The sequence below is a fragment of the Streptomyces europaeiscabiei genome, from assembly GCF_036346855.1.
In the GTDB taxonomy this organism is placed as follows: Bacteria; Actinomycetota; Actinomycetes; order Streptomycetales; family Streptomycetaceae; genus Streptomyces; species Streptomyces europaeiscabiei.
The window spans coordinates 7,996,946-8,018,823 of record NZ_CP107841.1 but is presented as its reverse complement, the minus strand read 5'-3'; the positions used below and the strand labels follow the sequence as shown (position 1 = coordinate 8,018,823).

Genomic DNA, 21,878 nt, shown 5'->3' with positions numbered 1-21,878 from the left:
GTCCCCACGACGGTCCCCGACTGCGGGGACCGGTCCCCGCAGCCGACCCTGGCACGTTGGGGACCGCCTCGTGGGCGGCACCGAAACGGGGACGGTCCCCCTGACGCCACGTCAGGGGGACCGTCCCCGACGAACGTCGCAGCGTGGCCCCGAACGATGTGGGGACCGTGGATCACGTCACTTCGGGGACCGGTCCCCAAGGGCCCCGCCCCCGGGTCCCCAGCCGCCCCACGGTCCCGGAACCCATCTCCGGCGGCAGGCCGAGACCAGCCCCGGTCGCGGTTCGCGCCCTCACGCGCCCGAAACGACGGCCCGCCCTGGCCAAGCAGCACGACCACCCCTCATCACGCAGACCACACGGAGAACCGAGCGTGCACGACCAGCACCACGAACGCCCCACTGCACAGCAGGAGACGACCACTGCCCCAGACAACGGCACAGCAAGTTGTACCGGGAGCAATGCTCCCGGAGTTCCCGCCCCTGGGGTGGCGGGAACAGCCCGGCGCCAGGGGGCACCGGACCGTCAGGCTGCGGCCGAGGGCGGACCGCAGCAGGGAGGGAACCGGCAGGCCGAGTCCCTCTCGAAGAGACGTCAGCGCGCGCGTCAGCCGAAGTCGCGCAAGCGCGTGCACCAGCCCAGCTGCCGCATGAACGATCCCGAGTTCAAGCGCTTCACCGACGCCGCCGCCCACTGCCAGATGTCCAACGCCGCCTTCCTCTCCTACGCCGTCGACAAGGCCGCCCGCGACCTGAACCGCACCGCCGCCGAGATCGCCACCGAACGGCAGGTCATCGACGAGCTGTTCGCCGCCCGCCGGCACCTGGGCCGCATCCACGGCCTGTTCAACCAGGTCGCCAAGGCTCTCAACTCCGGCGCCGACGCACCCCACCTGGATGCCTCGGCCGAGGCTGTCCGGCGCGCCGCCCGCCGTATGGAGGCCGCCGCCGATGCCCTGCTCGCCCACCGGGACGGCGGTGGCATCGCGTGATCCCCAGCATCCACAAGCGCGGCAGCGAAACGATCGGACTCATCAAATACCTCTACGGCCCCGGCACCGACGAGGTGCATACCGACCCGCACCTGGTGGCCGCCTTCGACCCGCTCACCCCTGACCCCGGCCGCGACCCGAAAGCCACCTACGAGCAGCTTGAGCACCTGCTCGACCAGCCCGTCAACGCCCTGCCCGCCAGCAAGCGCCCCGAGAAGCACGTGTGGCACCTGTCGGTGCGGGCTGCCCCCGAGGACCCGATCCTGTCCGACGAGGACTGGGCGGCCATCGCCCGCCGCATGGTCGCCGCCACCGGCATCGCCCCCGACGGCGACGAGCAAGCCTGCCGGTGGGCAGCCGTACGCCATGCCGACGACCACATCCACATCATCGCCACCCTCATCCGCGACGACGGCCGCCGACCCCGTCGGCACAACGAGGCCCGCCGCGCCCAGGCCGAATGCCGCCGCATCGAAGTCGACTACGGGCTGCGCCGTGTCCCGCCCGGGGACGGCACCGCCGCCAAGCCCCCCACCAGCGCCGAACGCCACAAGGCGCGACGCGAGGGCAGAGAGCAGGCCGCTCGCGAGGAGCTGCGGGAGACCGTACGGCGGGCAGTGGCCGGAGCCATGAGCGAGGAGGAGTTCTTCGACCGGCTGGCCGCCGCCGGCCTGCTGATCCGCAAACGCGCCGCACCCTCCGGCGACCTGCTCGGCTACAAGGTCGCCCTCCCGGACAACCGCAACGGCGAGAAGGAGCCCGTGTTCTACGCGGGCTCCACGCTCTCCCCCGACCTGTCCCTGCCCCGCATCCGCAAACGCTTCTCCGGCAACGGCGACGCCTCCAGCCGAAGCGACAGCGCACCGTCCCCCCGGTCGCCCGGTCCGGCCGCCGCGCGACGCAGTGCCGCCACCACAGCATGGCAAGCGCTGCTGATCATCGATCATGGCGAGGACAGCCAGGTGGCCTCGCACATCGCCGCCGCAGGGGAGGTCCTGGACGCGCTCGCCAAGACCTCAGCCGCCCACACCCGCGCCGAACTGCGCGACGCGGCCTTCGTGTTCGAGCGGGCCACCCGCTCCCACATCCAGGCCGAACGCGGACACGACCGGGCCCTGCGCCAGGCCGCCCGCGACCTCGTCTACAGCGGCCCCGCGCTCGGCCGCGGGGAGGACGGCGCCACCACCGCGATGGTCATCGACATGCTGTTCTTCCTCGTCACCGCCACCGCCCACTGGCATGCGAAGAAGGCCCACGCCCAGCAGGCCGCCGCAGCCCGCCAGGCCGCCGAACATCTGCGCACCGCCTACCAAGCCGCCGCCGACGTCCCGTTGGGCGTGCTGTACCAGCGAGGCCGGCGTCTGTCCCAGCCCCTGTGCCAGAAGCAGGCCACCCGTCTGCGGGCGGCCGTGCCGGAGCTGGCCGAACAGATCCTGGCCGAGCCGGGCTGGCACGCCCTGGCGGCCACCCTCACCGATACCGAGATCGCCGGCCACGACCCGGTCGCGCTGCTGGGCGAGGCTGCCGGACGGCGGGAGCTGGGCACCGCCGACTCGATCAGCGACGTGCTGGTGTGGCGGCTGCGCCGCCTGGCCGACCTGCCCGCTGACGCCAACACGATGCCCGACCGCACCCTCGCTGCGGCCAAGGGCAGTGGGCGCGCTGTCTCGCCCGCCCCGAACCGAGACGGCCAGCCCCGCAAGACGCGGTGATTCAGCACATATGCCGGTGCCCTCTGCCGAGACAGAGGGCACTGGTAGAGCAGGGTGGTCAGGAGGCAGCCTGGACCTTGGTGAGCAGTCGACTCCGCTGAGGCAGAGGTCGTCAGCCGCAGCAGACGACCGTGAGCCGACCCACGGCGTTCTCGGGCACAGTGCGGCGGGGCACCGGGACCGGTGAGGCAAGCGATGACGCAAACGCGGCGACCACGTCGTTCGGAACGCTGGCGCTGAAGCTGGCACACCACAGGTACGGGGCGCCCAGAACGGGTTCCGCCCACGCTTGCCAGCCCACCAGGTCCGGGCGCGGGTCGGCGTCCTGGATGAGCGGCGGCACCGGTTCCAGGGACACGCTGGAGGAGAGCCCAGGATCTGTGGCAGTGGTGCGAGGCCGGTCCACGTCGCGGATCCACCCTTGTGCGCCAAGCTCGTTGAGGACCGCCTCCGGCCCCTCGAAGTCGGTGTCGGGCGCCTCGCGGACGTCGATCGCCACGATGAGATCGGCGAGCGCCTCGTACGGGACGCCGGTGGTGAAGTACGCGTTCCACTCCGTCATCACGGAGTTGGCATGCGGACGGGCATTCAACTGCCATGCAACGGGCAGGCCGCCCAGCTCGAACGGATAGGCCGCGAGGATCCACTCGGCGCCGCGCAGCTCGTCCGGGCTCACATAGAGCAAGGTGTGGCGCGAGGTGGGCCACATGCGCCAGTCGAGGTCGGCCAGGGTGTCGCCGACCCGCTCGGCGAGCGAGCCGTCATCACCGGCGAGGTGACGCGGGGTGACCCAGTACACCGGGTCCGACAAGTCGGGACGGGAAGGATCGCTGGGGTGGTGCGGGTGCAGGAGCGCCTCCGTTGGCTCGGGGATGGGTCAACGACCTTCGTTGACCTGGGGTTTCGGACAGTCATCCACGTTGACATGCACGTCTGCGGAGTACCAGTACCTTCGGGATCTTCCCTGTCTGCCTCCGGCGAACTGGTGAATCGTCGAAGTGAAACGCCCCATGCGTCCGTGCGCGTCGACCAGGGTCTCCCGGCTTGGGGCTATACCCCTCCTCTGGGCGCTGAGGGAGGAGGGACGGCGATCGGATCCGGCCGCCCCCCGGAGTGCCGTCGTTGGCCCGCTGCTCGTCACCCCGACCCTGGCTACGTAAGGTCAACTTCGGTACGTCTGGCAAGTTTCGGCAAGTTCCTCGCTCCACGGCACAGTGGCGGGCAAGCTCTGGCACAGAGATCGTTACCGGTGTCCGAGGAGGACATCATGGCCCTGCGTAGGCTCGGTAAGGACCCGGAGAGTCCCAGTGGCGGCTCCCCCACCATCTACCTCGACGAGGAGAAGGACAGCTACCTCGTGCAGGGGCTGAAGGTGGAGGACGTCGAGCGTCTCGGGCAGATGGACATCCCGGGTCATGAGTCGGTGGTGGAGATCCCCCGGCGCATGGTGCAGTTCTTCCTGGAGGTGAAGAAAGCTGATGAGGACCCCGACGTTTGAGGAACTGTTCCGCGACTGCCGGCGGACGGCCGTCCATCTGGAGATGCGTGACGCCTACATGAAGTCGGACCCGGCCTTCGTCGACTGGCAGGCCGGTACGGCACTCGACCCGGCCGCGCGTTGGAGTGACTGGCTCAGCCTCGTCACGGAGGCATCCTCGCGAGGCGTCGAGGTCCGCCGGGCCCGCGTCGTGTCGACTCCCGTCAGCGAGTACATCCGCTTCGAGTACGACGTAACGGACGGACTCAACATCGCCGCCGGCGAGGACGTGCGCTGGCTCTCCCGGCGCAACGCCACGGACCTCGCTCTTCCGGGCAACGACTTCTGGCTCTTCGACCCCAGCCTCGTCCTCGTCAACCACTTCGACGGCAAAGGCGAGAACATGGAGATGGAACTCACCGAAGACCCTGAGGTCGCAAAGCTCTGCGAGTCGGCCTTCGAGTCCGTGTGGGCGCGGGCGACACCGCACGCAGAGTTCCAGCCGACCCCGTCGGCCTGACAGCTCGAACAGCATCATCGCTGCGACATGACATCGCCATCTTCGAGCGTCCAGGAAGCCCGCTCTGCTTCGCGATGCGCTTGCTGGGAAGCTCAAGACCATGCCGCTTCGCGTAGTTGACACCGCGTCCGAGAGCCTCGTCAACGCCCTGCAGAAGCACCCTCGCACGTGGCCGCAGATCCGCCCGTCCCAGCCTGTGGCTGGAGGCGCACTCGTCGTCAACCACCAGCACAAGCTGGACCCGGCTCAGCGCTCCGCGCAGGTCTATGGCCGACCGGAGTTCGTCGAGTCGCTGGCCGTACCAGTCATCGCCAGCCGCAGGCTGTTCGCCTGGTGGCGGCAAGGCGCCTGGCCCGTCATCCAAGCTGCCGTGCTGGGACAGCCGACTGAATCCTCTCCTGGAAGTCACACCTCCAGCGCCCCGGAACCACAACGTTCTCCATCCGTCACGTCAGAGGCGGACGCAACCCCGCGGCGTCGCCGACCGCGGATACGTTCCTGGGCGGCTCCTCGTGACGAGCCGTGCTCCGGAAACAGACATCGCCGGCCCTGTCGGCGGTGGGTGGGCGTACTGATAGGAGCGCTCCAGCCGGTTCACGGGCTGGAGCGTCCTTCCCGTATGTGGCCCTCCACTCGGAACGCTATCCCCGCGTGGCGTACCCGACGAACGCCGTCCAGGTGCCTCGTTGGACGGCCAAAAATCCCCGATCGCGCGCCTTGGTGTCCCGAACCATCACCTTCGTTGGGTCGTTGTCGGCCACTTCAACGCAGTTCTCTGTCCCTGTGTAGGAGCTGGTACGCCAGTTCGGGGTCGCGGGCTGCATGGTGTTCTCCTAGTCGTTCGGCATCTGATCGAAGTCATGAATGGCTGTGAGGATGAGGTCTCGGACTGCGGTTCCGTAGACCGCTGACTGCTTCAAGAGGGCGAACGCCTTGGTGTACAGCTCGATTTCGCGGGGCTGAGTGACGGAGAACTCCGCCGAGTAGGTCTCGACGAGGACGAGCTTGTCGTCGAACATCGAGAAGGAGTTTCCGGGCCAGATGCCCAGGGGCGCGGATCGGGGGATGATGCCCAGGCTCAGCCGGGGAAGCCTCATCACCGCCAGCAGACGGTCGAGCTGGCCCTTCATCACGTCTGGGCCGCCGAAGTTGGTGTAGAGGGCCTGTTCGCCGAGCACGACATTGAAGATCCGGTTGCCCTGGTACAGGTATTGCTGGCGTTCGAGCCGCTTGGCGGTGGCGGCTTCCGCGTCGTCGGGGATCTCGAAGTAGTCGACAACCTGTCTGAACGTCTCAGCCGCGTACTCCGCCGTCTGGAGCGTCCCCCACACGAGCGTGGGGTGCCAGATGCGGAAGACCTTGGTCTTGGCGTAGACCGGCAGGGCCTTGCGCTGGCGTTGTTCCACCCCCGTCTGGAATTGCCGGCGCCACTCAAGCCACAGCTCGTCGATGTGGCGAACCGTGGCTATCAAGTCCTCGACGTGCTCTTGCCGTTGGGTCTTGATGCACCAGACCCGGATGTCGTCTTCGCTGGGGTTCTGTTTGCCGTTCTCCAGCCGGGAGACCTTGGACTCGGCCCACCCCGTGGCCACGGCGAATGCCCGGCCGCTCGCGAACCCCGCGTCCTTCCGGAATCCGCGCAGCCGGGCACCCAGTGCCTCGCGTGCCTCTTGAGCTTGGTTATTCACTGATAGGTCAGGGCTTGTACTCGGCGTGTGGGATGGCGGCGGACCAGAGCAGATCACGCACGCGGACGCACGCGGCCACAATGTCCGGGTCCTCGACAATCTCCGACCCCAACACCCGGCCCTCCGGGTCGAAATGGCCGACGGCGAGGAGACGGTCGTCGTACAGCCACCAGTCATTGCCGTCAGCCGGGAACGTGATGCCCTCCGGCAACCGGTGCCGTGGGAGCCACCGGATGTCCTCGCCGGCCTCCAGGTTGAGGTGGGTCAACGAGTGCTCCCAGCCGACGTACTGGGAGTGCGGCTCCGTGACGACACGGACCCGCCGGACGGTCTTCCCCTCACCCGAGACGCGCTTCATGAGCGTCATCCAGGAGTCGAGCCACGCGTAGTCGTCAGGCTCGCCCCGCTGCCACCGCGCGTAGGGCGTGTCCTCGACGGGAGAACCGTAGTCGTCCCTCAGCTCCAGATGGAAGGCGTCGCGTTCGAAGCTGTTGAACAGCTCGTCACGCTGGGCTGGGGTGATCAGGTCCACCGTTCTCCTCCAGTAGGGCCGTGATCGAGGACTTGGGGACCTCGATGCAGGTCTCATAGTCGGGCATCCGCATCTGGCTCAGCGCCTCGGGATCGGTCATCTCCGGGCCTTGCAGGATGCACGTGTCCTGTTCCGTGACGAGCATGATTGGGGCGGTGAAGCTCTTGATCTCGCCGGTCACGTGTCCGTCCTTCGCCAGGTGCTCGAACAGTTCCGGCGGTACCTCGATCACCGTCTGGCCTTCGGGCACGTCGAGTTGCATGAGCAAGTCGTTCGCGAACACCTTCCAGCCTTGGATGACGTAGCTGTCCTGGTCACTGGCGTACAGGGTGGGGCTGTCTCCGGGGGTGGAGTTCTTACCAAGGAACCGTAGCTTCACGGCTGCTCTCCCGTCCGCTGCCTTGCGCTGATTTGCGCGACACCTCGATAGTCTGCGCGGCATTCATCGCCGTCAAACGACTTGCTGCAAACTCGCGCAATCTTCTTGGGAGTTGAGACGCAGTCGTCATACGGTCGTCTCGAAACCCGAGCAACCAGGGGAAGCCGGCGAACGCACCCGAGGTGCCGTGCCGAGAGCAACCTTCCTGCCCGTGACGTGCGGAGGACAGCGATGGCCCTTGCCTTGCAGAGTGCAACCGCTCCCGAGGCGACGCGCGGGAGATTACGGAGCGCTTCCGGCGGCATAGCCAATGTTGTTCCGCCTCAGGGAAGGGTCCCGCACGTACGCGGTCCGGGGAGAGACATGGACCAGCCCGCTCGCTTCGTCATCTCCTGCACCCGCGTGCCGCAGCGGGTGCAGCAACTACGCCGGATCAGTGCCGCCCATCTCCGGCTGTGGGGGGTCGGCTCCTGCATCGATACCGCCGGCCTGCTCATCAGCGAGCTGGTCACCAACGCCATCCGGTACGGCGAGACGGAGAACGTCACCTTCTCCGTCTCGTACTGGCGGGGCGAGGTCCGTGTCGAGGTGGCCGACGGAACTCCGGGCCGGCCTCAGGTGAAGCGCCCGACCGACGACGAGGAAAGCGGTCGCGGCATGCTGATCGTCGAAGCCCTCGCCGAGGACTGGGGCACCAGCGAGGACGGCACCCGCACGTGGTGCACGATCGCCGTACCGGAGCCGGTCGTACCCAAATCGGGGTTCTGGTGCGAGTGGCGCCAGGAAGACGGCAGACAGCTCGCAATCGCGACCATGCCCACACCGGACCGCGCGATCCGCTGGGCCCGCATTCAGATGCGCGTCATCGCCTCGGCCATCAACGCCTCGCTGGTCGGCTACGTCTGGGACTGGCTGTCCGACGGATGGCGGGAGCCCGCCGAGGCGCTGAAGAACGGTGAGGAGTTCACGCTTCCTCTCTCGGCCGGGCCGTACACGTTCATCTGGCATGCCCGGCCGGTGCGCTTCGTGCCCGTCGTCGGCGGAAGCCCTCTCCCCCACATCACGGAGGAGGAGCCGGAGTGGGACTGAAACCCCGTGAGCTGTGGGGCCGCTTCGACTGGCAGGACGGGAGCTGCTTCAGGTGCGAGCAGACCGGCGTTCCCGTCGCAGAGATCGGCGAAATCACGGTAGCCGGAAGGGCTTTCCCCCTCGCCGCCTGCCAGTGGTGCGTCTTCAGGCTCGAACAGCTCCACTACACGATGAGCGAGCGGGCCTTCCGCCGACAGGACGCCCCCAGCTCCGCACCCGCGGAGCCTCTCCCTATCGGCCAGTGGCCCATCTGCGCGCCACTCGACAGACCGCCCGCCTACGTCGCCTAAGGGGACAGCCGTGCCCTGGGCGGGCCTTCAGTCCCCCGTCCCTGCCGTTCCAACTGGAGGCTCCCCCGACCTCAGAAGGACAGGTCGCGGCAGGGACGGGGCCACTACCAACCATGCGAAGAGAGACGCCTTGGCTACCCAGGAACAAGACGACGACGAGCTGTTCGACCTCATCGGTGCGATAGGCGCCGGTATCGGCGTCGCCAAGGACGACGGGCTCCCCTCAGCCGCTCGTCAGGTCGGCACGGACGTTGCGGAGGACGCCGCAGCCAAGCTCGCGGACATCAAGCGCCGGGGACAGACGTAGGCCCGAGCGCCTCGCCCCACACAGACCCCCGTCGGCAGGCACCAATCCGCATATCTCCCTGTGCCTGTCGGCGGGCCCATGCGCCACCCGACGAAAGTGAGGGACTGATGAGCGTCATCGCGCCACCCGCCCGAACCCATGGAGCCACGAGCCCGCTCCGCAGTCGTCCGGCTGTTCGCCGCTTCCTCGAAGGCCCTCCGCTCGACCCGGCCGACCTGTCCCTGGTGTTACTGATCACCGAGAAGGAGGCCGACCGCCCCATGCCGACCCTCACGGTCGGCCAGATTCCCGCCGCGATGCGCCAGGCCCGGCAACTCGGCATCCGGTCCGTAAAAGTCTTCGCCGAGTCCACCCAGCGCGACGCCGCCGGGGAGTTCTCCGTCGTACCGGATGCCCTCATGGCCCGCGCGGTGCGGGCGGCGAAGGACGCGGAACCCGAGATCGCCGTCATAACGGAGACCTGCCTCTGCTCGTACACCGACACCGGCTTCTGCTACGTCACCGACCGGCACGGGCACCCTGACATCGCCGCCACCACCGACGTGACCTCCCGACAGGCCGTCGCGCACGCGGCGGCGGGAGCCGACATTGTGGGCCCTGCCTCCATGGTCGTCGGGACCACCAAAGGCGCCCGTGAGGCGCTGAACGCGTCCGGCCACGAGAGCGTGTCGATCATGCCGCACGTCATCTTCTGGAGCAGCCTCTACGACGGCTTCCGGCTCACGATGGGCGCCACCCCGCAGGCTGGCTCCGACCGCGAGTTCCAGATCAACCCCGGCAAGCCCGAGCAGTTCATCGACACCGCTCTCCAACTCGTCGGCGACGGCGCGGACATGCTCCTCCTCGAACCGGCGATGTTCAGCGCCGACGTCCTCACCGAGCTGAGGAAGCGCACGCTGGCGCCGCTCTTCCCGTTCTCGGTCTCGGGCGAGTACACGACGCTCTCGCATATAGACAGCGCGACCGGCAAGCGGGACGTGCGCCGGCTGGTGGAACTCTTCACCATGCTCAAGCGGGCCGGCGCGGAAGCCAGCATCACGTACGCAGCACTGGACATCGCCCGCCACCTCAACGACTGACCGCGGACTCACCCCGAATCACGTCAAGGATGGACCGCGCGCCCTGGTCGATCAGCTCAGCGGCCAGGGCCGCACCGAGCTTCTCCGGCTCGCCCATCGGGCCGGAAAGGGTACCCTCGACCCGCCGGGTACCGTCCAACGAAGTGACCTGGGCGAAGAGCGACAGGGAGCCGTCCGGCCGCGTCTGCGCGTACGCGCCCACGGGGACGCTGCACCCGCCGTGCAGTTCGGCGAGCAGGGCCCGCTCCGCCCGCACGTGGGCGTCGACGGCAGCGTCTCCCACACTGGAGAGGATCTCCTGGAGTTCAGGACTGTCTTCTCGGACCTGAACTCCGAGGGCACCTTGTCCAGGCGAGGGTGGAAATTGGCGCAAGGGCAGCAGTTCACCAATTGCGTCATCGAGACCCAGGCGGCGAAGCCCTGCCGCCGCCAATACAACCGCATCAAGGCCCATCGTCTCAATCTTCTTCAAGCGGGGCGGCACATTACCCCTGATCGGCACGATTTCGAGATCTGGGCGGACAGCTAGGAGCTGAGCAATTCTCCGCGGGGCACCAGTTCCTACCCGAGCACCCCTTCGGAGATCGGCCAGCGTGGAACCGCACAAAGCATCCCGCACATCCTCACGACCAGGGGGCGGCAGAAGAGTCAGCCCAGGCGGGTTCGCAGTCGGCAGATCCTTCAGAGAATGGATGACTACGTCCACGTCTCCCCTGCTCAGCGCCGCTTCCTGCTCAGAACTGAAGGCGCTGCCGCCACTGATCACCGAGACAGCGGAAAGGCGGGACTTTCGGTCCTTGTCGCCGCCTTCAAGGATCACTCGGTGTGTGAACGTAACGCCCGGAAACTGCACGCGAAGTGGGGCCAGGTATTCTCGAACCTGCACCTTGGCCAGATTGCTGGCGCGCGAACCCACCAGATACGTCTTCACGGCGATCAACTCCCGACAGCGATATTCTGTCAAGTCATGGTAGCCCTCGCCTAGTTGTGCTTTTTCCGACCGTTCGTCGGAAAGGCGTGACCAAGCACCTGGCCTGGTGCTTTCACCTTCGAAGAATCTTGCCGAGTCTGGGGTTTATCCAGCATCAGTCAATTTTGGCTCCGGCCAACGCGGCAGCCCCGACGGTGAGTAGGTTCGAGAACGCCCGATTCAGGGCCTACCCGGTTCGCACGAGACAGTGCAAAGGCCCCGGCTATGGGCCGTTGAGTTCGACGCGGCACACCGCGCAGTACATGGCCGCATCGCGTCCGTGCCGGCGCATCATCTGGCCGCAGCCTGTGCACAGCCCCAGCTCCCAGGGTGGACAGCCCAGCGCGGCCGAGGCGGCGGCCCGCTCTACAGACGTGATCAGTGACGGTTTCACAGATCGCTGCAGCGGCATTCGCGGCAGCGTGTAGCCGCCGGTGGGCTGTCCCAGATCACGGATGGGCCGAGCGTCGCTGACGAACCATCCCTCTTCGCCTGCGCGGCACACGCGGTCGATCTCCTGGTCGGCGAAGGTGATCTGGTCGTCCTCCTCCTGCACCGGCGCGACGGGAAGGGGCGTCTTCTCCCCGACCAGCTCCCGCCATAACTCGCAGTCGTCCGCCGGCACCCACATGTGCCGGCCAGCCCGGCCACTGCCCCGATTGGGCACGTAGACGGGGACACTCTCCCCTGTCGCGCTGGAGAGAACGAGATCCTCGATATGGACCGGCTTCTTCTCCGGTAGGCACAGAGCGGGGAGGAACCACTCGGCATGAGTCCCACCGCAGTGGCCTGCTCCTCCGGAGAGGGGGCAGTGACGATCGCTGCTGGACACGCACTTCCAGACCTGGAGATAGCGATATCCACCGCGGATCACCATCTCCTTGCCATCGGCGATCTCCTTCCACGGCATGTCGTCCACGCGAGCCCACGGCGCCCGGTCGATCAGCGAGGCCGTACGGTCCTTCGCCACCCACAGAGGTGTGATCTCGTGCTGTACGGCGTTGACGGACCGGCGATGAACGCTGCTGGGGCTGAGGTGGTGGTACTGGATCTCCCAGCCAATGCGGAGACCCCCAGGGCCGATGATGAGGGCATCGGAGACCGTCCGTCGATTCGCCGTGGCAACCTCTGCATCTGCATCCAGACCGGAGCGCGAAGCCGTCTCGACGACCCGCTCCTTCGTGGCCTTGTGCTGTGCGCTCTCCGCCGGGGTCGCCTTGTGCGTAATCGGCAGATGTGACGCCACAAGCGGCCGACGGCCCCCAACGCGGCCTCGGCGGATAAACATCCACGGAGACTTTCCGCCGGACTCCGACAGACACTCGCGCCCGTCATGATGCGCGAGACATTCGAGCAGCTGCGAGTCGCGGTCAGCGACGCTCGCGGTGATCTCTCGGAGCAGATCCGGTCGATCCTCGTGACCGAGGTCAGGCAGGGACAGATTGATCTCTATGTCATATCCGGTGTGCCACACCCCATTTGCCATATCAACACGATAAGGAGCACTACTGGCAGTCGAATAGACCGCCTGACGTGCGAACAAGGGTGCCGGTGGCCTCGCTCGGCAGCGAGGTCACCGGCCAACGAGGGTCCTCGACAGGACGGAGATCGCCAACTGTCGCGAGAGGGCTCAGCACAAGCCCAGGGCTAACTGGCCAGCGCCATCACGTTCTCCAACAGCGCGTACAGGAGCTTCGGCTCTCCCCCGGCGGTACGAGCGGCCTCGGCGTAGGTCGGTGCGTGCTTACAGTCTGCGATGTAGCCGTCGCCCTGCTTGGCCAGTTCCTTACGACGCTCATTCCACGCTGGCCAGTGTTCGGCGAGATACGACTCCAAGTCATCCTCGAAGACCGCATGGGTCGCCTCGCATGCGGTGGCCGGCCGAGCGGTCTCTGAAGCACCCAGGTAGCCAAGGATATTCATGTTCTTCTCGCCCTCTAGAGGCACTTTGTCAGGCTTGCCCGCCATCGCCTTGGGGCCCGTGTCGCCGTCAAAGACGACGTAGCACCTGACACCGAACCCACTCAGGATGGCGTGGGCGAGGACAAGGTTGCCCTTGCCCTCTACATTGATGACGCTGATGCCGTTCGCGCCGAGGCTTAGGCCCTGCTGTTCGGCGAACCCGAGGATGACAGCCTCATCCGACTCCCCTTCGACGAGCACAGCAGCCGTGACAAACAGTCCCTCTGCCAGGTCCTTCACGTAGCGCGTTGTCGCATGACGCCGGATGGACTTCTCCGACACTCGACCGTTGAGGGACTCCACCAGATCCTGTTCGGAGAGCTGCCGCACCTTCACGTCGGGATGGTCCCTACCACCTACCCTGGCCAGCCGACGGATCTGCTGGTAGTTGCGGGGGTCGATGAATACCGGACTGTGAGTCGCGTACATCACCTGAGTTCGGTCCGCCGCCGAAGCGACAAGGCCGCGCAGAACCTGAGCGAAGACCCTTGTCTGCGCCGGGTGCTGGAAAAGCTCCGGCTCTTCGATGGCCAGGCACAGCGATCGGGTCCCGTCCTCGGGTCGGCGAGTTTCCGCGAGGTACTTCAGCGCCGCGATGATCAGCGCTCGTTGGAAGCCGTGGCCCTGGCGACGCACCGAGGTCATGGCTGCCCCGTCCCTGATGCTGACCGCGAACGCTGTCTTGGCCGGCTTCGGAGTCTGCGCCACAGGCTTCACGACGATGTGTCGCCCCGTGCTGAATTTGGCGACCTCGTCGGACAGCGAGCCGGACAGCCTCTTGAGCATCGGCCCGTAGACCTCCTTGTGCACCTTCTCGCGAGCCGTCTGCGCGTCGTCCTCGATCGCGGTGAACCGGGCCTCGGCCTCAGAGCGGTCCACCGCGTGCTCAAGGATCCGGCCCACCGCCGTGGCCTTGCTGTCGTCCGCCTCCTCGTATGCGCGCAGGTCAGCGGAGATGAACACGAAGTCGATCAGCTTGGCCAGCAGCCCTTGTCCGGCGAACCCGAAGAACTGCGTGCTCTCGACGTCCGTTTCGGCGAGTTGGTCGCGGTTCTTCGACTCCCAGACGCGCATGGCAGCCTCTGCGTCGTCCCAGCTCTTTGCGGCAGGCAGGTCCAGCCCAGGGTTACCCTCCCGCAGCACCTTGTACGCGTTGCCCTTCTCGCGTTTCCCCTCCTGCCGCCTGATTTCGTCGAACGGCGGGTACGCCAGTGCCTTCGCGGTGATCCGGTCGTCTCCGTCCTCCCACGTACGCCAGATCCGCATCGTTTCCACCCCGTCAGGCGCGTAGTAGCCCAACGCGACGCGGTCGGAGGCCGTCAGCCCGTCGAACTCCACTTCCACTCGGATCCGCTTGCCCTCCGCCGCCGAGTGAACGTCCTCTTCCCCGAGCCCTCCGCCCTTGTCTCCGTTGAAGAACCAGTCAAGGGCGCGCAACACGGTGGACTTGCCAACGCCCGTGGGGCCGATGAGGGAGGTGATGGCATCGAACGAGACGTCCAGCGTGCGCAGGCAGCAGAAGTTCTCGATACATACGCGCTTAATCTTCACGAGCGTCCTGGGTTACAAGGGTATGGGGCTGTTAGGCCCACAGGGACATCCGTGACGCTAGCGCCAGATGTGATGTGTGGTCAGTTTCTTTTCATAATTGGATACATGAGACATCCGCTACAGGTCCCGTACCGAGGTAGGCGTGCGTACAGACGTGCAGCAGCACCCGCATCTGGATGCGCCCCGCCGGTCACGCGAGACCAAAATCGGCATAGGCAGGGATGTACCGTCGGCGGGATCAACGGCAGTAGCAACAGAAGCCGAGCCCGGAGCTACGCGACCCGCCAGCCGCCGTTGCGGAGCTTGGCGGCCTCGACTAAATACTCCTCCTCGTGCCAAACGCAACAGGGCGTGATTCGCGCAGGGGGCAAGACAGTTGACGCAAGGTGGTCGGGAAGCGGCCGGGCTCGGCGCGGAGGAGTTCTGGCAGTGGCTTACAGCGACTATGCCTTGGGCCTATTCGTCGCGGCGCGAGCCGACTCCGCGTTGGCAGCCGCGTTGAGGCGGGCCAGATGCGCGCGTTGCGATACTTCACCCCCGTAAGAGGACCAGCCGTACAAAGACGCAAGCAGTTCGGCTGCAACAGCTGCCGCTGCCGTCAAGCCAGCCATTGCCCTGGACATGGACGCAGGGGGCCTGGCAAACAACCGACCTCGGCTTTGTACAGCCGTGATGGCACATTGCTCCGACCAGAGCTCGAAAATCTGAGCGAGACGGGCGAAGGAGGCAGCTGCCGCGGCCAAGCAGGCGTAGAAAGCAACGAGCCCTCCGCCGATGCGGGCAGCGATGCCCGGAGTCGGTTCGTGGTCGGTCCAAGGCCAGCCCATGACCGCATAGACGACGACCAGACCAGCCCAAGCGGAAATCAATGCAGTCCCGATCAGAGACCCCAGAACGCCCTCGTAGTCATTCTCACCCTCGTCGTCCTGCTCGTGCTGTCGCTGCGTCGGCGCCGGATTGCCGGACGTCTTCTTCCCGTAGGGCGGGAGAAAGACCTGCCACAGGCCACCGTGCACGTCGCCGCCCACAAACGTGCCGGAGCCGTGGTTGTGCTGCTCACGGTGCTCAGCGTCCACCATCTGACGCCCCGCCATAGTTGAAGGTCACGCCACCCTGGACGTCACCACCGATAAACGTTCCAGTGCCGGTGTTGTGCTGGTTCCAGACTTTCGAGACCCGCGAGGAAGACACCGCGAGTTCGTCCACCTCGTTCATGGCGCCGCGGTGCTCGGCAAGATACCGGGCGATGAGCTGCGCCCAAGCGGTCGCTGCGAGCGCCTGGGCTTCTAGAGAAGGCGAGGTGAGCTGCGCAGCGGTGTCGTCCACTGCCTGAGCAGCAACTCTCTGTTGATCCGGGGTGGCCAGACGAAAGAAGTGCGCGACCTTCAGGCGCATCACCTCGGCGCCCGACGTGGCTATGGCCGCGACGAGCGTGCCGGCCGCACCAGTGGCCACGGCCATCAATTCGGCGTCGTACATGATCGAAATGTCTCCCCGTTCGCGGTTACGTGCCCCAGCAGAACCTACCGGGCACCACTGACACTCTGAGGGGACAATCCACATACACGGACTCCGGCACCGGCACGCGGTCAGCCGGGCGACACCGGCCCCTGAACAGCACGTCGCACGGGCCCAGACACAGCGTCCGACCAGGCACAACACTGGGCACCCTGGTCTCAGTTCTGGTCTCATTCGCCCCCGTCCAGCGCCGTCCGAAGCCCTCCCCACCACTCCCTCCACCCGAGGTCAGAACACCCCCGTTCCCTACCGAACCCCCAGGCGAAGACTTGGAAAGCGTGTTGTGGGCAACCCCTCACGAGTTCGAATCTCGCATCCTCCGCCAGTGCCTGGGCCCGTTCGCGGTGGGGGCCTTTCTCCGTGCGTGGTCTCAGTTGCCGTGATTGGACTGGGGTGGACCTCAGCGAACAGTGACTTGGTTCACCGCACTGTTGGAGATCGCGAAGAAAATGGTGTGATCTGCCGCGCAACGAAGTCCTGCCCCTCAGCCGCCTGTCCCCTTCCTACACCGGCCGCGCGATCGCCTTCGCGCCCTTGAACAACGGAGAGTCCTGATGCCCGAGACAGACGGCGACACGACCGAGGCCACAGGCGGCCGGAGGGTCGCCGTACTCGGAGAGATGCTGGAGTTGGGCGACGAAGCAGTGGAGGCCCACCGCGAGGTCGGGCGCATGGCGGCCGAGAACGGCGTCGATCTCGTCGTGACGGTCGGCGATACCCTCGCCAAGCAACTCGCCCTCGCGGCGGGCGCAGCGGGCGTCCCGGACATCGCGATGGTCGGTGACAACGGCACCGCCGCCGCCTACCTGGCCTCCATCCTCCGCCCCGACGATGTCGTCCTCGTGAAGGCGTCCCGCGGTGGACAGCTCTGGCAGATCGCCCAAGCACTCACCGGGCAACCCGTCACCGGCCTGTAGGCCGCGCCCACCCCCGTCAGCTCGCCAGGACAGGGTTCCACTCGATCCCACTTCACGGGCGGGCGCACCGGAGTTGTCGACAGGCTCGGGCACGGAGGACGGGACTCTCCGACGTACGTGAGAGATGAGGCCCTATTCCCCCGGAGTCTCTCTCCGCTTATCCTCGCGATCACGCCAAGGGGAGGGGGACCAGTGGCCGCAGAGGCGTCGAGTTGGCAGAAGGAACAAGTCAGTCGCGCCTATGTGCATGTCCTTGCAACTCAGGGCGGTTACACGATCTGCGACTGGAATGTCGACAAGGACGGCGTCGATGTCACCCTTCGCTCGCACGGCCTGATGGTCGACATCCAGCTCAAGTGCACGCAGAGCCCGCGCATCGTTCGTGGTGGCTACAGCTTCGACCTCGACGTCGAGACGTACGACAAGCTGCGCGACCCGGAACGCTCAGCCCCGGGCCACCTCGCCTTATTGATAGTTCCCCCGGACATCGGCCGCTGGGTGACTCATCAGCCGGAGTCGATCGTCCTGGCCTGTCATGGCTATTGGGCCTCGTTACAGGGCAAGGGGAAGGCCAACGGCAGCGTCACCACTGCAGTCAGCCTCCCTGAACACCAGCCGCTCACAGTGAAGGCCATGAACGCGATGTTCGACGCGGCGCGTCGGCTGACCAATGCCAGCGGTCGGGAGGTGGACTGAGGTGGTGCACAGTGAGCCCGACTTCGGTCCTGAGGAGATCCGCAGCTACCTCAAGGTCACTGGCTGGACTCCGGTTTCCGGTGGCACCGTTGCGGAGCTGTGGAGTCTGCCCGGACCATCCGAAGAGGTTGTCCTGGTGCCCATGAAGCCAGGCGCCCCGGACTTCGCCAAGCGAACCCAGATCCTCCTGGCAGATCTGGCACGCATCGAGTCCCAGGACACGCGAACCGTTTACGACGCCGTTGCCACCGTCTTCAACGACGTGACCGATCTCAAGGCATCCCACCCCTCGCTCAGCGACGGATCGATCCCCTTGGAGGCCGGCTACGAACTGTTCATCTCCGCCAAGCGCCTGCGTGTAGCGTCCGCCGCAGCCACCATCCGACGCCAGGGGCACTTCCGTAACTTCCCCACCCGGGCACGGGAACAGGCACGGGAGGTCCGGCTGGGGCAGACCCGTAGGGGGTCGTACATCGTCCCCATCATCAGCCAGGCGCGCTCCCCCGAGGACGTGTACTTCCCCGGTCAGGAGTACATCGAGGTCGGGGTGGAGGAAACGCTCTTCGACCGACGCGTCACTGCCACGATGTCCCGCGCCCTGGGAGTACTGGAAGACATGGCGAGCACTGAACGGGAGCCCACCCCCAGCGAGATCACGGATTCGATCGGCGAGGGCGTCTCTTATGAGCTGTGCCAAGCTCTCAGCAAAGTGGTGAGCACGGACTCCGTCGGCTCCCTCAACGTCTCTTTCAACTGGTCCCGGGTGGCCTCGCCGCCACCAGGGACTCCTCCGCAGGTGGAGTTCAACCAAGCGGCGATCGACATCGTCGACCGGGTGTCCGCGCAGTTGAAGACCCGCATCTACACCAGCCAACACCTCATCTACGGCATCGTCACCGATCTCAGTCGCCATCCGGACGATGAAACCGGCCGGGTAGGGGTCCAGACTCTGATCAAACGACGCAGCAGAACCGTCTGGATGGACCTGCCCGACAGCGCGTACCACACCGCCGTCCGCTGCCACGATGACGGCATCCCCGTCCGTGTCCAGGGCAGACTCACCAGCCCACCAGGCGGACACGCCACGATGGAGGTGGACGACTTCGGGCCCGATCCCTCGCTCGGCTCGGACCAAATGACTGGTTGAACCGTTCCGGATCTCGCGCAAAGTGCCGTCTCGCTCCCGCAGCGGTCTCGAGGTGTTTTGCGCCGATCCAGAGCTCCGTCAACCCTTTCCGCACTGCCGGGTGATGGATTCTCCGGCGGACGCGGCTGATGCCACGGGCGCTCCACCGGGGAGGTCCGAGACGGTAGTCCCCGAACTCGCCATCACCCTCGGCCTCACCCCCGACCTGCTGCCCAGACACCCGCACGAGGTCAGCAACGGACAGCTCCAACGCGCCTGCCTGGCCCGCGCCCTCGTTCTGCGCCCCCGCTGGCTCATCTGCGACGAAATGACAGCGATGCTCGACGCCGCCGCCGCGCTCTCCGGCCTCGCCACGGGCTGGGAGATCGTCGGCATCTGGCTGGGCCTGCTCACCGGCCTCGCCACGACCGCGCTGCTGCTGTTGCGTCGCTTCAACCGCGGCATTCGGCTTCAGGGGACGCTCACGGCGGTGGCGACACCCTGAACGGGCTGCGTGTCAGCAGCAAGTGCAGCCGGACCGGCACCCGCACCCGTCCTCGGCCTGGGCCTGGGCCGCACCGGTGACCGGGATGGCACAGCACCCGTCCCCGCGCCAGGCGTCGCGGCCCTCTTTGACTGCGATGGCCGCGATGACGAGAGCGGCGGCGGGGTCGGCCCAGGACCAGCCGAGGGTGGCGTTGAGAATCAGGCCGACCAGGAGTACGGCCGAGAGGTACGTGCACAGCAGGGTCTGTTTGGAGTCGGCGACCGCGCTGGCGGAGCCGAGTTCGCGCCCGGCCCGGCGTTGGGCTGCGGACAGGAGCGGCATGACCGCGAGGGAGAGCGCGGCGAGCGCGATGCCGGGGAGGGAGCGTTCCGCCTCGCTGGTGCTGGCCAGTGAACGTACGGCATCAATCGCCACATAGGCGGCGAGCACGAAGAACGACACCGCGATGATGCGCAGGGTCGTCTTCTCGCGCGCTTCGCGTACGGCGTGCTCGCGGGCGGAGAACTGCCAAGCGACCGCGGCGGCCGAGGAGACCTCGATGACGGAGTCCAGGCCGAAGCCGATCAGGGCGGTGGAGGAGGCCAGAGTGCCGGCGGTGAGGGCGGCGACCGCCTCGATGACGTTGTACGTGATGGTCGCGGCCACCAGCAGACGTATCCGTCGGGCGAGCGCGTCACGCCGGGCCGGGGAGGGGCCGAGGGATATCGCCGTCATCAGCAGCACCCCTTCTCGTCGGCGTCCACGCAGGTGCGGTCGGTCTCGACGGCCACCACGGCGGTACGCAGGTTGTCGAGCGCGTGGCCGAGGCGTTCGTCGGCCAACTCGTAACGGGTACGACGGCCGTCGGGCACGGTGGCGACCAGTCCGCAGTCGCGCAGACAGGCGAGGTGGTTGGACAGCCGGGTGCGGGAGACGCCGAGCGTGTCGGCGAGGTCGGCGGGGTAGGCCGGAGCCTCGCGCAAGGCGAGCAGGATGCGGCAGCGGATCGGGTCGGCGAGCGCGCGGCCGAACCGGGCGAGGACTTCGATGTCGGAGGCAACAGTCAGCACACTCACGACAGTACACGGATTCCTGAATTCAGGACATCGTGGATTGTGACAGGCTTCGGCGATCCGGTGGTCCCGTGGCCGTGGACTACAGCCAGCCGTTGCGCTTGAAGCCGCAGCGGATGACGAAGCAGGCGGTCGCAATGACGGTGAGGGCGAGCGGGTTTTACTGGAGTCCGGTCGCACGCTGCCGGTCCCGGCGCAGGTGATACGTCATGAACCGTCACCCAGCCCTGCCCTACGGGTGTCTGAATGCCGGTCTCGACGACCTGAGCCGCTTCGCCGCCGCTCACCTGCACGAAGGAGACACTGCCACCCTCCACTACTAGGTGATACGGTATAGCGGTACTCGGTACCACGCAGTACCGATAGCGCTGAGGAGTAACCGCGATGGACGACCTGACGGAGATGCTGAAGGGCACGCTCGAAGGGTGCGTGCTCGAAATCATCGGCAGCGAGGAGACCTACGGGTACGCCATCACCCGTCAGCTGAACGAGCTCGGCTTCGCCGACGTCATCGAGGGGACGGTGTACACGATCCTGCTGCGGCTGGAGAGGAACGGACTCGTCCAGGTGACGAAACGACCGTCCGGGGTTGGTCCGCCGCGCAAGTTCTACGCGCTCAACGAAGCCGGACGCGAGGAACTCGCGAAGTTCTGGGCGAAATGGCAGTACGTCTCAGCACGCATCGACAAGCTCAAGGAGGGCGCGAGATGAACTTCTGGGAGACCATCACAGGCAGCGATCTCACCAGGGAATGGAAGGCGTTCGAAGCCCGGGCCGAGGCCCTGCCGGACGACCACCAGGCGGCGTGGGAACAGATCAAGGGCCACCTCTTTCCCCATGGGAGCTTCACCGGCCGCAGCCTGATGCCGATCCTCGACGCCGCCCTGGGGCTGCTCGAAGAAACAGCGGCGGACGGGCAGAACGTCCACGAGGTGCTCGGCGACGACATCCGAGGCTTTTGCACAGCGCTGGCCGGTGGAGAAGGGGCGCGAACCTATCGCGACCGGTGGCGCGAGCAGTTGAACAGGAACGTCGCAAGGAAACTGAGCCGGCTGGGAGGCTGACGTGGGCATCCAGGACATCATCGAGGGCAAGAAGCAGTGGCGGGCACACACGGCTCGGGTCAAGGCACTTCCGCAGGACTACCGGATCGTCTACAAGGAGATGCAGAAGTACCTGTTCAAGATCGGACCGATCGACCTGCCTGACGGGCCCCTGCTCCCCGGGATCGTCGACTTCTTCGAGGAGGGCGTCGCCGCGGGCAAGGGGGTCCTGGAACTCGTCGGCAACGACGTCGCCGCGTTCTGCGACGACCTGGTCAAGGACTCTCCCACCTATGCGGACGTCTACCAGGAATCCATCAGCGGGGAATCCGGCACAGCCGGGAAGTGACCCTCGCCGCCCCATGCCGACGGGCGTAGCCCGCACGCGTGGTTCGTTCACCTCGGCGCAGCGCGAACAGGCGCCAGCCGACCCGGCCACCAGAAGCTGCCGCAGATCCTGTCCACCGAGGTGG

Annotated in this window: 27 protein-coding genes; 15 read left to right on the top strand and 12 right to left on the bottom strand. The window is 66.6% G+C overall.

The genetic code is table 11. The features are described 5' to 3' along the window. Positions 1–647 precede the first annotated feature (647 nt). On the top strand, positions 648–989 hold the full coding sequence (locus OG858_RS34965; protein WP_328544089.1) for a plasmid mobilization relaxosome protein MobC: 342 nt from the start codon (positions 648–650) through the stop codon (positions 987–989). Continuing rightward, the gene (locus OG858_RS34960; protein ID WP_328544090.1) at positions 986–2,701 is read left to right on the top strand and encodes a relaxase/mobilization nuclease domain-containing protein; all 1,716 of its coding nucleotides are present in this window, start codon (positions 986–988) and stop codon (positions 2,699–2,701) included. The genes OG858_RS34965 and OG858_RS34960 overlap by 4 nt, the downstream gene beginning before the upstream one ends. Positions 2,702–2,813: 112 nt before the next feature. On the opposite strand, the gene OG858_RS34955 is transcribed toward OG858_RS34960, so the two are convergent. After that, positions 2,814–3,500, bottom strand: coding sequence for a DUF317 domain-containing protein (locus OG858_RS34955; protein ID WP_328545283.1), 687 nt, complete (start codon positions 3,498–3,500; stop codon positions 2,814–2,816). A 468-nt stretch (positions 3,501–3,968) separates the two neighbouring features. On the opposite strand from OG858_RS34955, the gene OG858_RS34950 reads away from it, so the two are divergent. Both OG858_RS34950 and OG858_RS34945 read left to right on the top strand, forming a co-directional pair. After that, on the top strand, positions 3,969–4,199 hold the full coding sequence (locus OG858_RS34950; RefSeq protein ID WP_328544091.1) for a hypothetical protein: 231 nt from the start codon (positions 3,969–3,971) through the stop codon (positions 4,197–4,199). Beyond that, positions 4,177–4,698, top strand: coding sequence for a DUF6879 family protein (locus tag OG858_RS34945; protein WP_328545284.1), 522 nt, complete (start codon positions 4,177–4,179; stop codon positions 4,696–4,698). Before OG858_RS34950 ends, OG858_RS34945 begins: the two co-directional genes overlap by 23 nt. Before the next feature lie 641 nt (positions 4,699–5,339). Here OG858_RS34945 and OG858_RS34940 read toward each other — a convergent pair. The 4 genes from OG858_RS34940 to OG858_RS34925 are packed head-to-tail and all read right to left on the bottom strand — an operon-like array spanning position 5,340 to position 7,297. Then, positions 5,340–5,522 carry a DUF397 domain-containing protein gene (locus OG858_RS34940; protein ID WP_328544092.1) on the bottom strand — a complete coding sequence of 61 codons (183 nt, stop codon included), beginning with the start codon at positions 5,520–5,522 and terminating at the stop codon, positions 5,340–5,342. Positions 5,523–5,531: 9 nt separating this feature from the next. Continuing rightward, complete coding sequence (locus tag OG858_RS34935) at positions 5,532–6,386, bottom strand: helix-turn-helix domain-containing protein (protein ID WP_328544093.1); 855 nt, start codon at positions 6,384–6,386, stop codon at positions 5,532–5,534. Positions 6,387–6,393: 7 nt separating this feature from the next. Next, positions 6,394–6,918, bottom strand: coding sequence for a DUF6879 family protein (locus OG858_RS34930; protein WP_328544094.1), 525 nt, complete (start codon positions 6,916–6,918; stop codon positions 6,394–6,396). Further along, entirely contained in the window at positions 6,890–7,297 is a 408-nt protein-coding gene (locus tag OG858_RS34925) for a hypothetical protein (RefSeq protein WP_328544095.1), read from the bottom strand. Before OG858_RS34925 ends, OG858_RS34930 begins: the two co-directional genes overlap by 29 nt. 363 nt (positions 7,298–7,660) lie before the next feature. On the opposite strand from OG858_RS34925, the gene OG858_RS34920 reads away from it, so the two are divergent. The 4 genes from OG858_RS34920 (at position 7,661) to OG858_RS34905 (ending at position 10,062) form a co-directional block, all read left to right on the top strand. Beyond that, positions 7,661–8,386, top strand: coding sequence for an ATP-binding protein (locus tag OG858_RS34920; RefSeq protein ID WP_328544096.1), 726 nt, complete (start codon positions 7,661–7,663; stop codon positions 8,384–8,386). Further along, on the top strand, positions 8,377–8,676 hold the full coding sequence (locus OG858_RS34915) for a hypothetical protein (protein WP_328544097.1): 300 nt from the start codon (positions 8,377–8,379) through the stop codon (positions 8,674–8,676). Before OG858_RS34920 ends, OG858_RS34915 begins: the two co-directional genes overlap by 10 nt. Before the next feature lie 130 nt (positions 8,677–8,806). Then, positions 8,807–8,983, top strand: coding sequence for a hypothetical protein (locus OG858_RS34910; RefSeq protein ID WP_328544098.1), 177 nt, complete (start codon positions 8,807–8,809; stop codon positions 8,981–8,983). 107 nt (positions 8,984–9,090) lie between these two features. Continuing rightward, positions 9,091–10,062 carry a hypothetical protein gene (locus OG858_RS34905; RefSeq protein WP_328544099.1) on the top strand — a complete coding sequence of 324 codons (972 nt, stop codon included), beginning with the start codon at positions 9,091–9,093 and terminating at the stop codon, positions 10,060–10,062. Here the strand turns inward: OG858_RS34905 and hemC are convergent. From hemC to OG858_RS34880, 5 genes are all read right to left on the bottom strand, one after another. Then, positions 10,052–10,993, bottom strand: a complete 942-nt coding sequence (gene hemC, locus OG858_RS34900) for a hydroxymethylbilane synthase (RefSeq protein ID WP_328544100.1) — start codon at positions 10,991–10,993, stop codon at positions 10,052–10,054. The genes OG858_RS34905 and hemC overlap by 11 nt on opposite strands. A 262-nt stretch (positions 10,994–11,255) precedes the next feature. After that, complete coding sequence (locus tag OG858_RS34895; protein ID WP_328544101.1) at positions 11,256–12,518, bottom strand: competence protein CoiA family protein; 1,263 nt, start codon at positions 12,516–12,518, stop codon at positions 11,256–11,258. A gap of 161 nt (positions 12,519–12,679) precedes the next feature. After that, positions 12,680–14,545 (bottom strand): ATP-dependent nuclease, encoded by a 1,866-nt coding sequence (locus tag OG858_RS34890; RefSeq protein ID WP_328544102.1) that lies wholly within the window; start codon positions 14,543–14,545, stop codon positions 12,680–12,682. Between the two features lie 443 nt (positions 14,546–14,988). After that, entirely contained in the window at positions 14,989–15,624 is a 636-nt protein-coding gene (locus OG858_RS34885; RefSeq protein WP_328544103.1) for a hypothetical protein, read from the bottom strand. Continuing rightward, positions 15,611–16,024, bottom strand: a complete 414-nt coding sequence (locus OG858_RS34880) for a hypothetical protein (protein WP_328544104.1) — start codon at positions 16,022–16,024, stop codon at positions 15,611–15,613. Before OG858_RS34880 ends, OG858_RS34885 begins: the two co-directional genes overlap by 14 nt. Before the next feature lie 593 nt (positions 16,025–16,617). On the opposite strand from OG858_RS34880, the gene OG858_RS34875 reads away from it, so the two are divergent. The 4 genes from OG858_RS34875 (at position 16,618) to OG858_RS48280 (ending at position 19,307) form a co-directional block, all read left to right on the top strand. Further along, positions 16,618–16,980, top strand: coding sequence for a glutamate ligase domain-containing protein (locus tag OG858_RS34875; RefSeq protein WP_328544105.1), 363 nt, complete (start codon positions 16,618–16,620; stop codon positions 16,978–16,980). Between the two features lie 192 nt (positions 16,981–17,172). After that, positions 17,173–17,676, top strand: a complete 504-nt coding sequence (locus OG858_RS34870) for a DUF4365 domain-containing protein (RefSeq protein ID WP_328544106.1) — start codon at positions 17,173–17,175, stop codon at positions 17,674–17,676. Between the two features lie 142 nt (positions 17,677–17,818). After that, entirely contained in the window at positions 17,819–18,823 is a 1,005-nt protein-coding gene (locus OG858_RS34865; RefSeq protein ID WP_328544107.1) for a hypothetical protein, read from the top strand. A gap of 22 nt (positions 18,824–18,845) precedes the next feature. Then, complete coding sequence (locus OG858_RS48280) at positions 18,846–19,307, top strand: ATP-binding cassette domain-containing protein (protein ID WP_408059444.1); 462 nt, start codon at positions 18,846–18,848, stop codon at positions 19,305–19,307. 12 nt (positions 19,308–19,319) lie between these two features. On the opposite strand, the gene OG858_RS34855 is transcribed toward OG858_RS48280, so the two are convergent. Beyond that, positions 19,320–20,024, bottom strand: a complete 705-nt coding sequence (locus OG858_RS34855) for a cation transporter (RefSeq protein WP_328544108.1) — start codon at positions 20,022–20,024, stop codon at positions 19,320–19,322. Next, on the bottom strand, positions 20,024–20,359 hold the full coding sequence (locus OG858_RS34850; RefSeq protein ID WP_328544109.1) for an ArsR/SmtB family transcription factor: 336 nt from the start codon (positions 20,357–20,359) through the stop codon (positions 20,024–20,026). The genes OG858_RS34855 and OG858_RS34850 overlap by 1 nt, the downstream gene beginning before the upstream one ends. A gap of 387 nt (positions 20,360–20,746) precedes the next feature. Between OG858_RS34850 and OG858_RS34845 the strand changes: the two genes are divergently transcribed. The 3 genes from OG858_RS34845 to OG858_RS34835 are packed head-to-tail and all read left to right on the top strand — an operon-like array spanning position 20,747 to position 21,754. Further along, complete coding sequence (locus OG858_RS34845) at positions 20,747–21,073, top strand: PadR family transcriptional regulator (protein ID WP_328544110.1); 327 nt, start codon at positions 20,747–20,749, stop codon at positions 21,071–21,073. After that, positions 21,070–21,426 carry a DUF1048 domain-containing protein gene (locus OG858_RS34840; protein ID WP_328544111.1) on the top strand — a complete coding sequence of 119 codons (357 nt, stop codon included), beginning with the start codon at positions 21,070–21,072 and terminating at the stop codon, positions 21,424–21,426. Before OG858_RS34845 ends, OG858_RS34840 begins: the two co-directional genes overlap by 4 nt. Before the next feature lies 1 nt (position 21,427). Further along, entirely contained in the window at positions 21,428–21,754 is a 327-nt protein-coding gene (locus OG858_RS34835; RefSeq protein ID WP_328544112.1) for a DUF1048 domain-containing protein, read from the top strand. Positions 21,755–21,878: the final 124 nt, after the last annotated feature.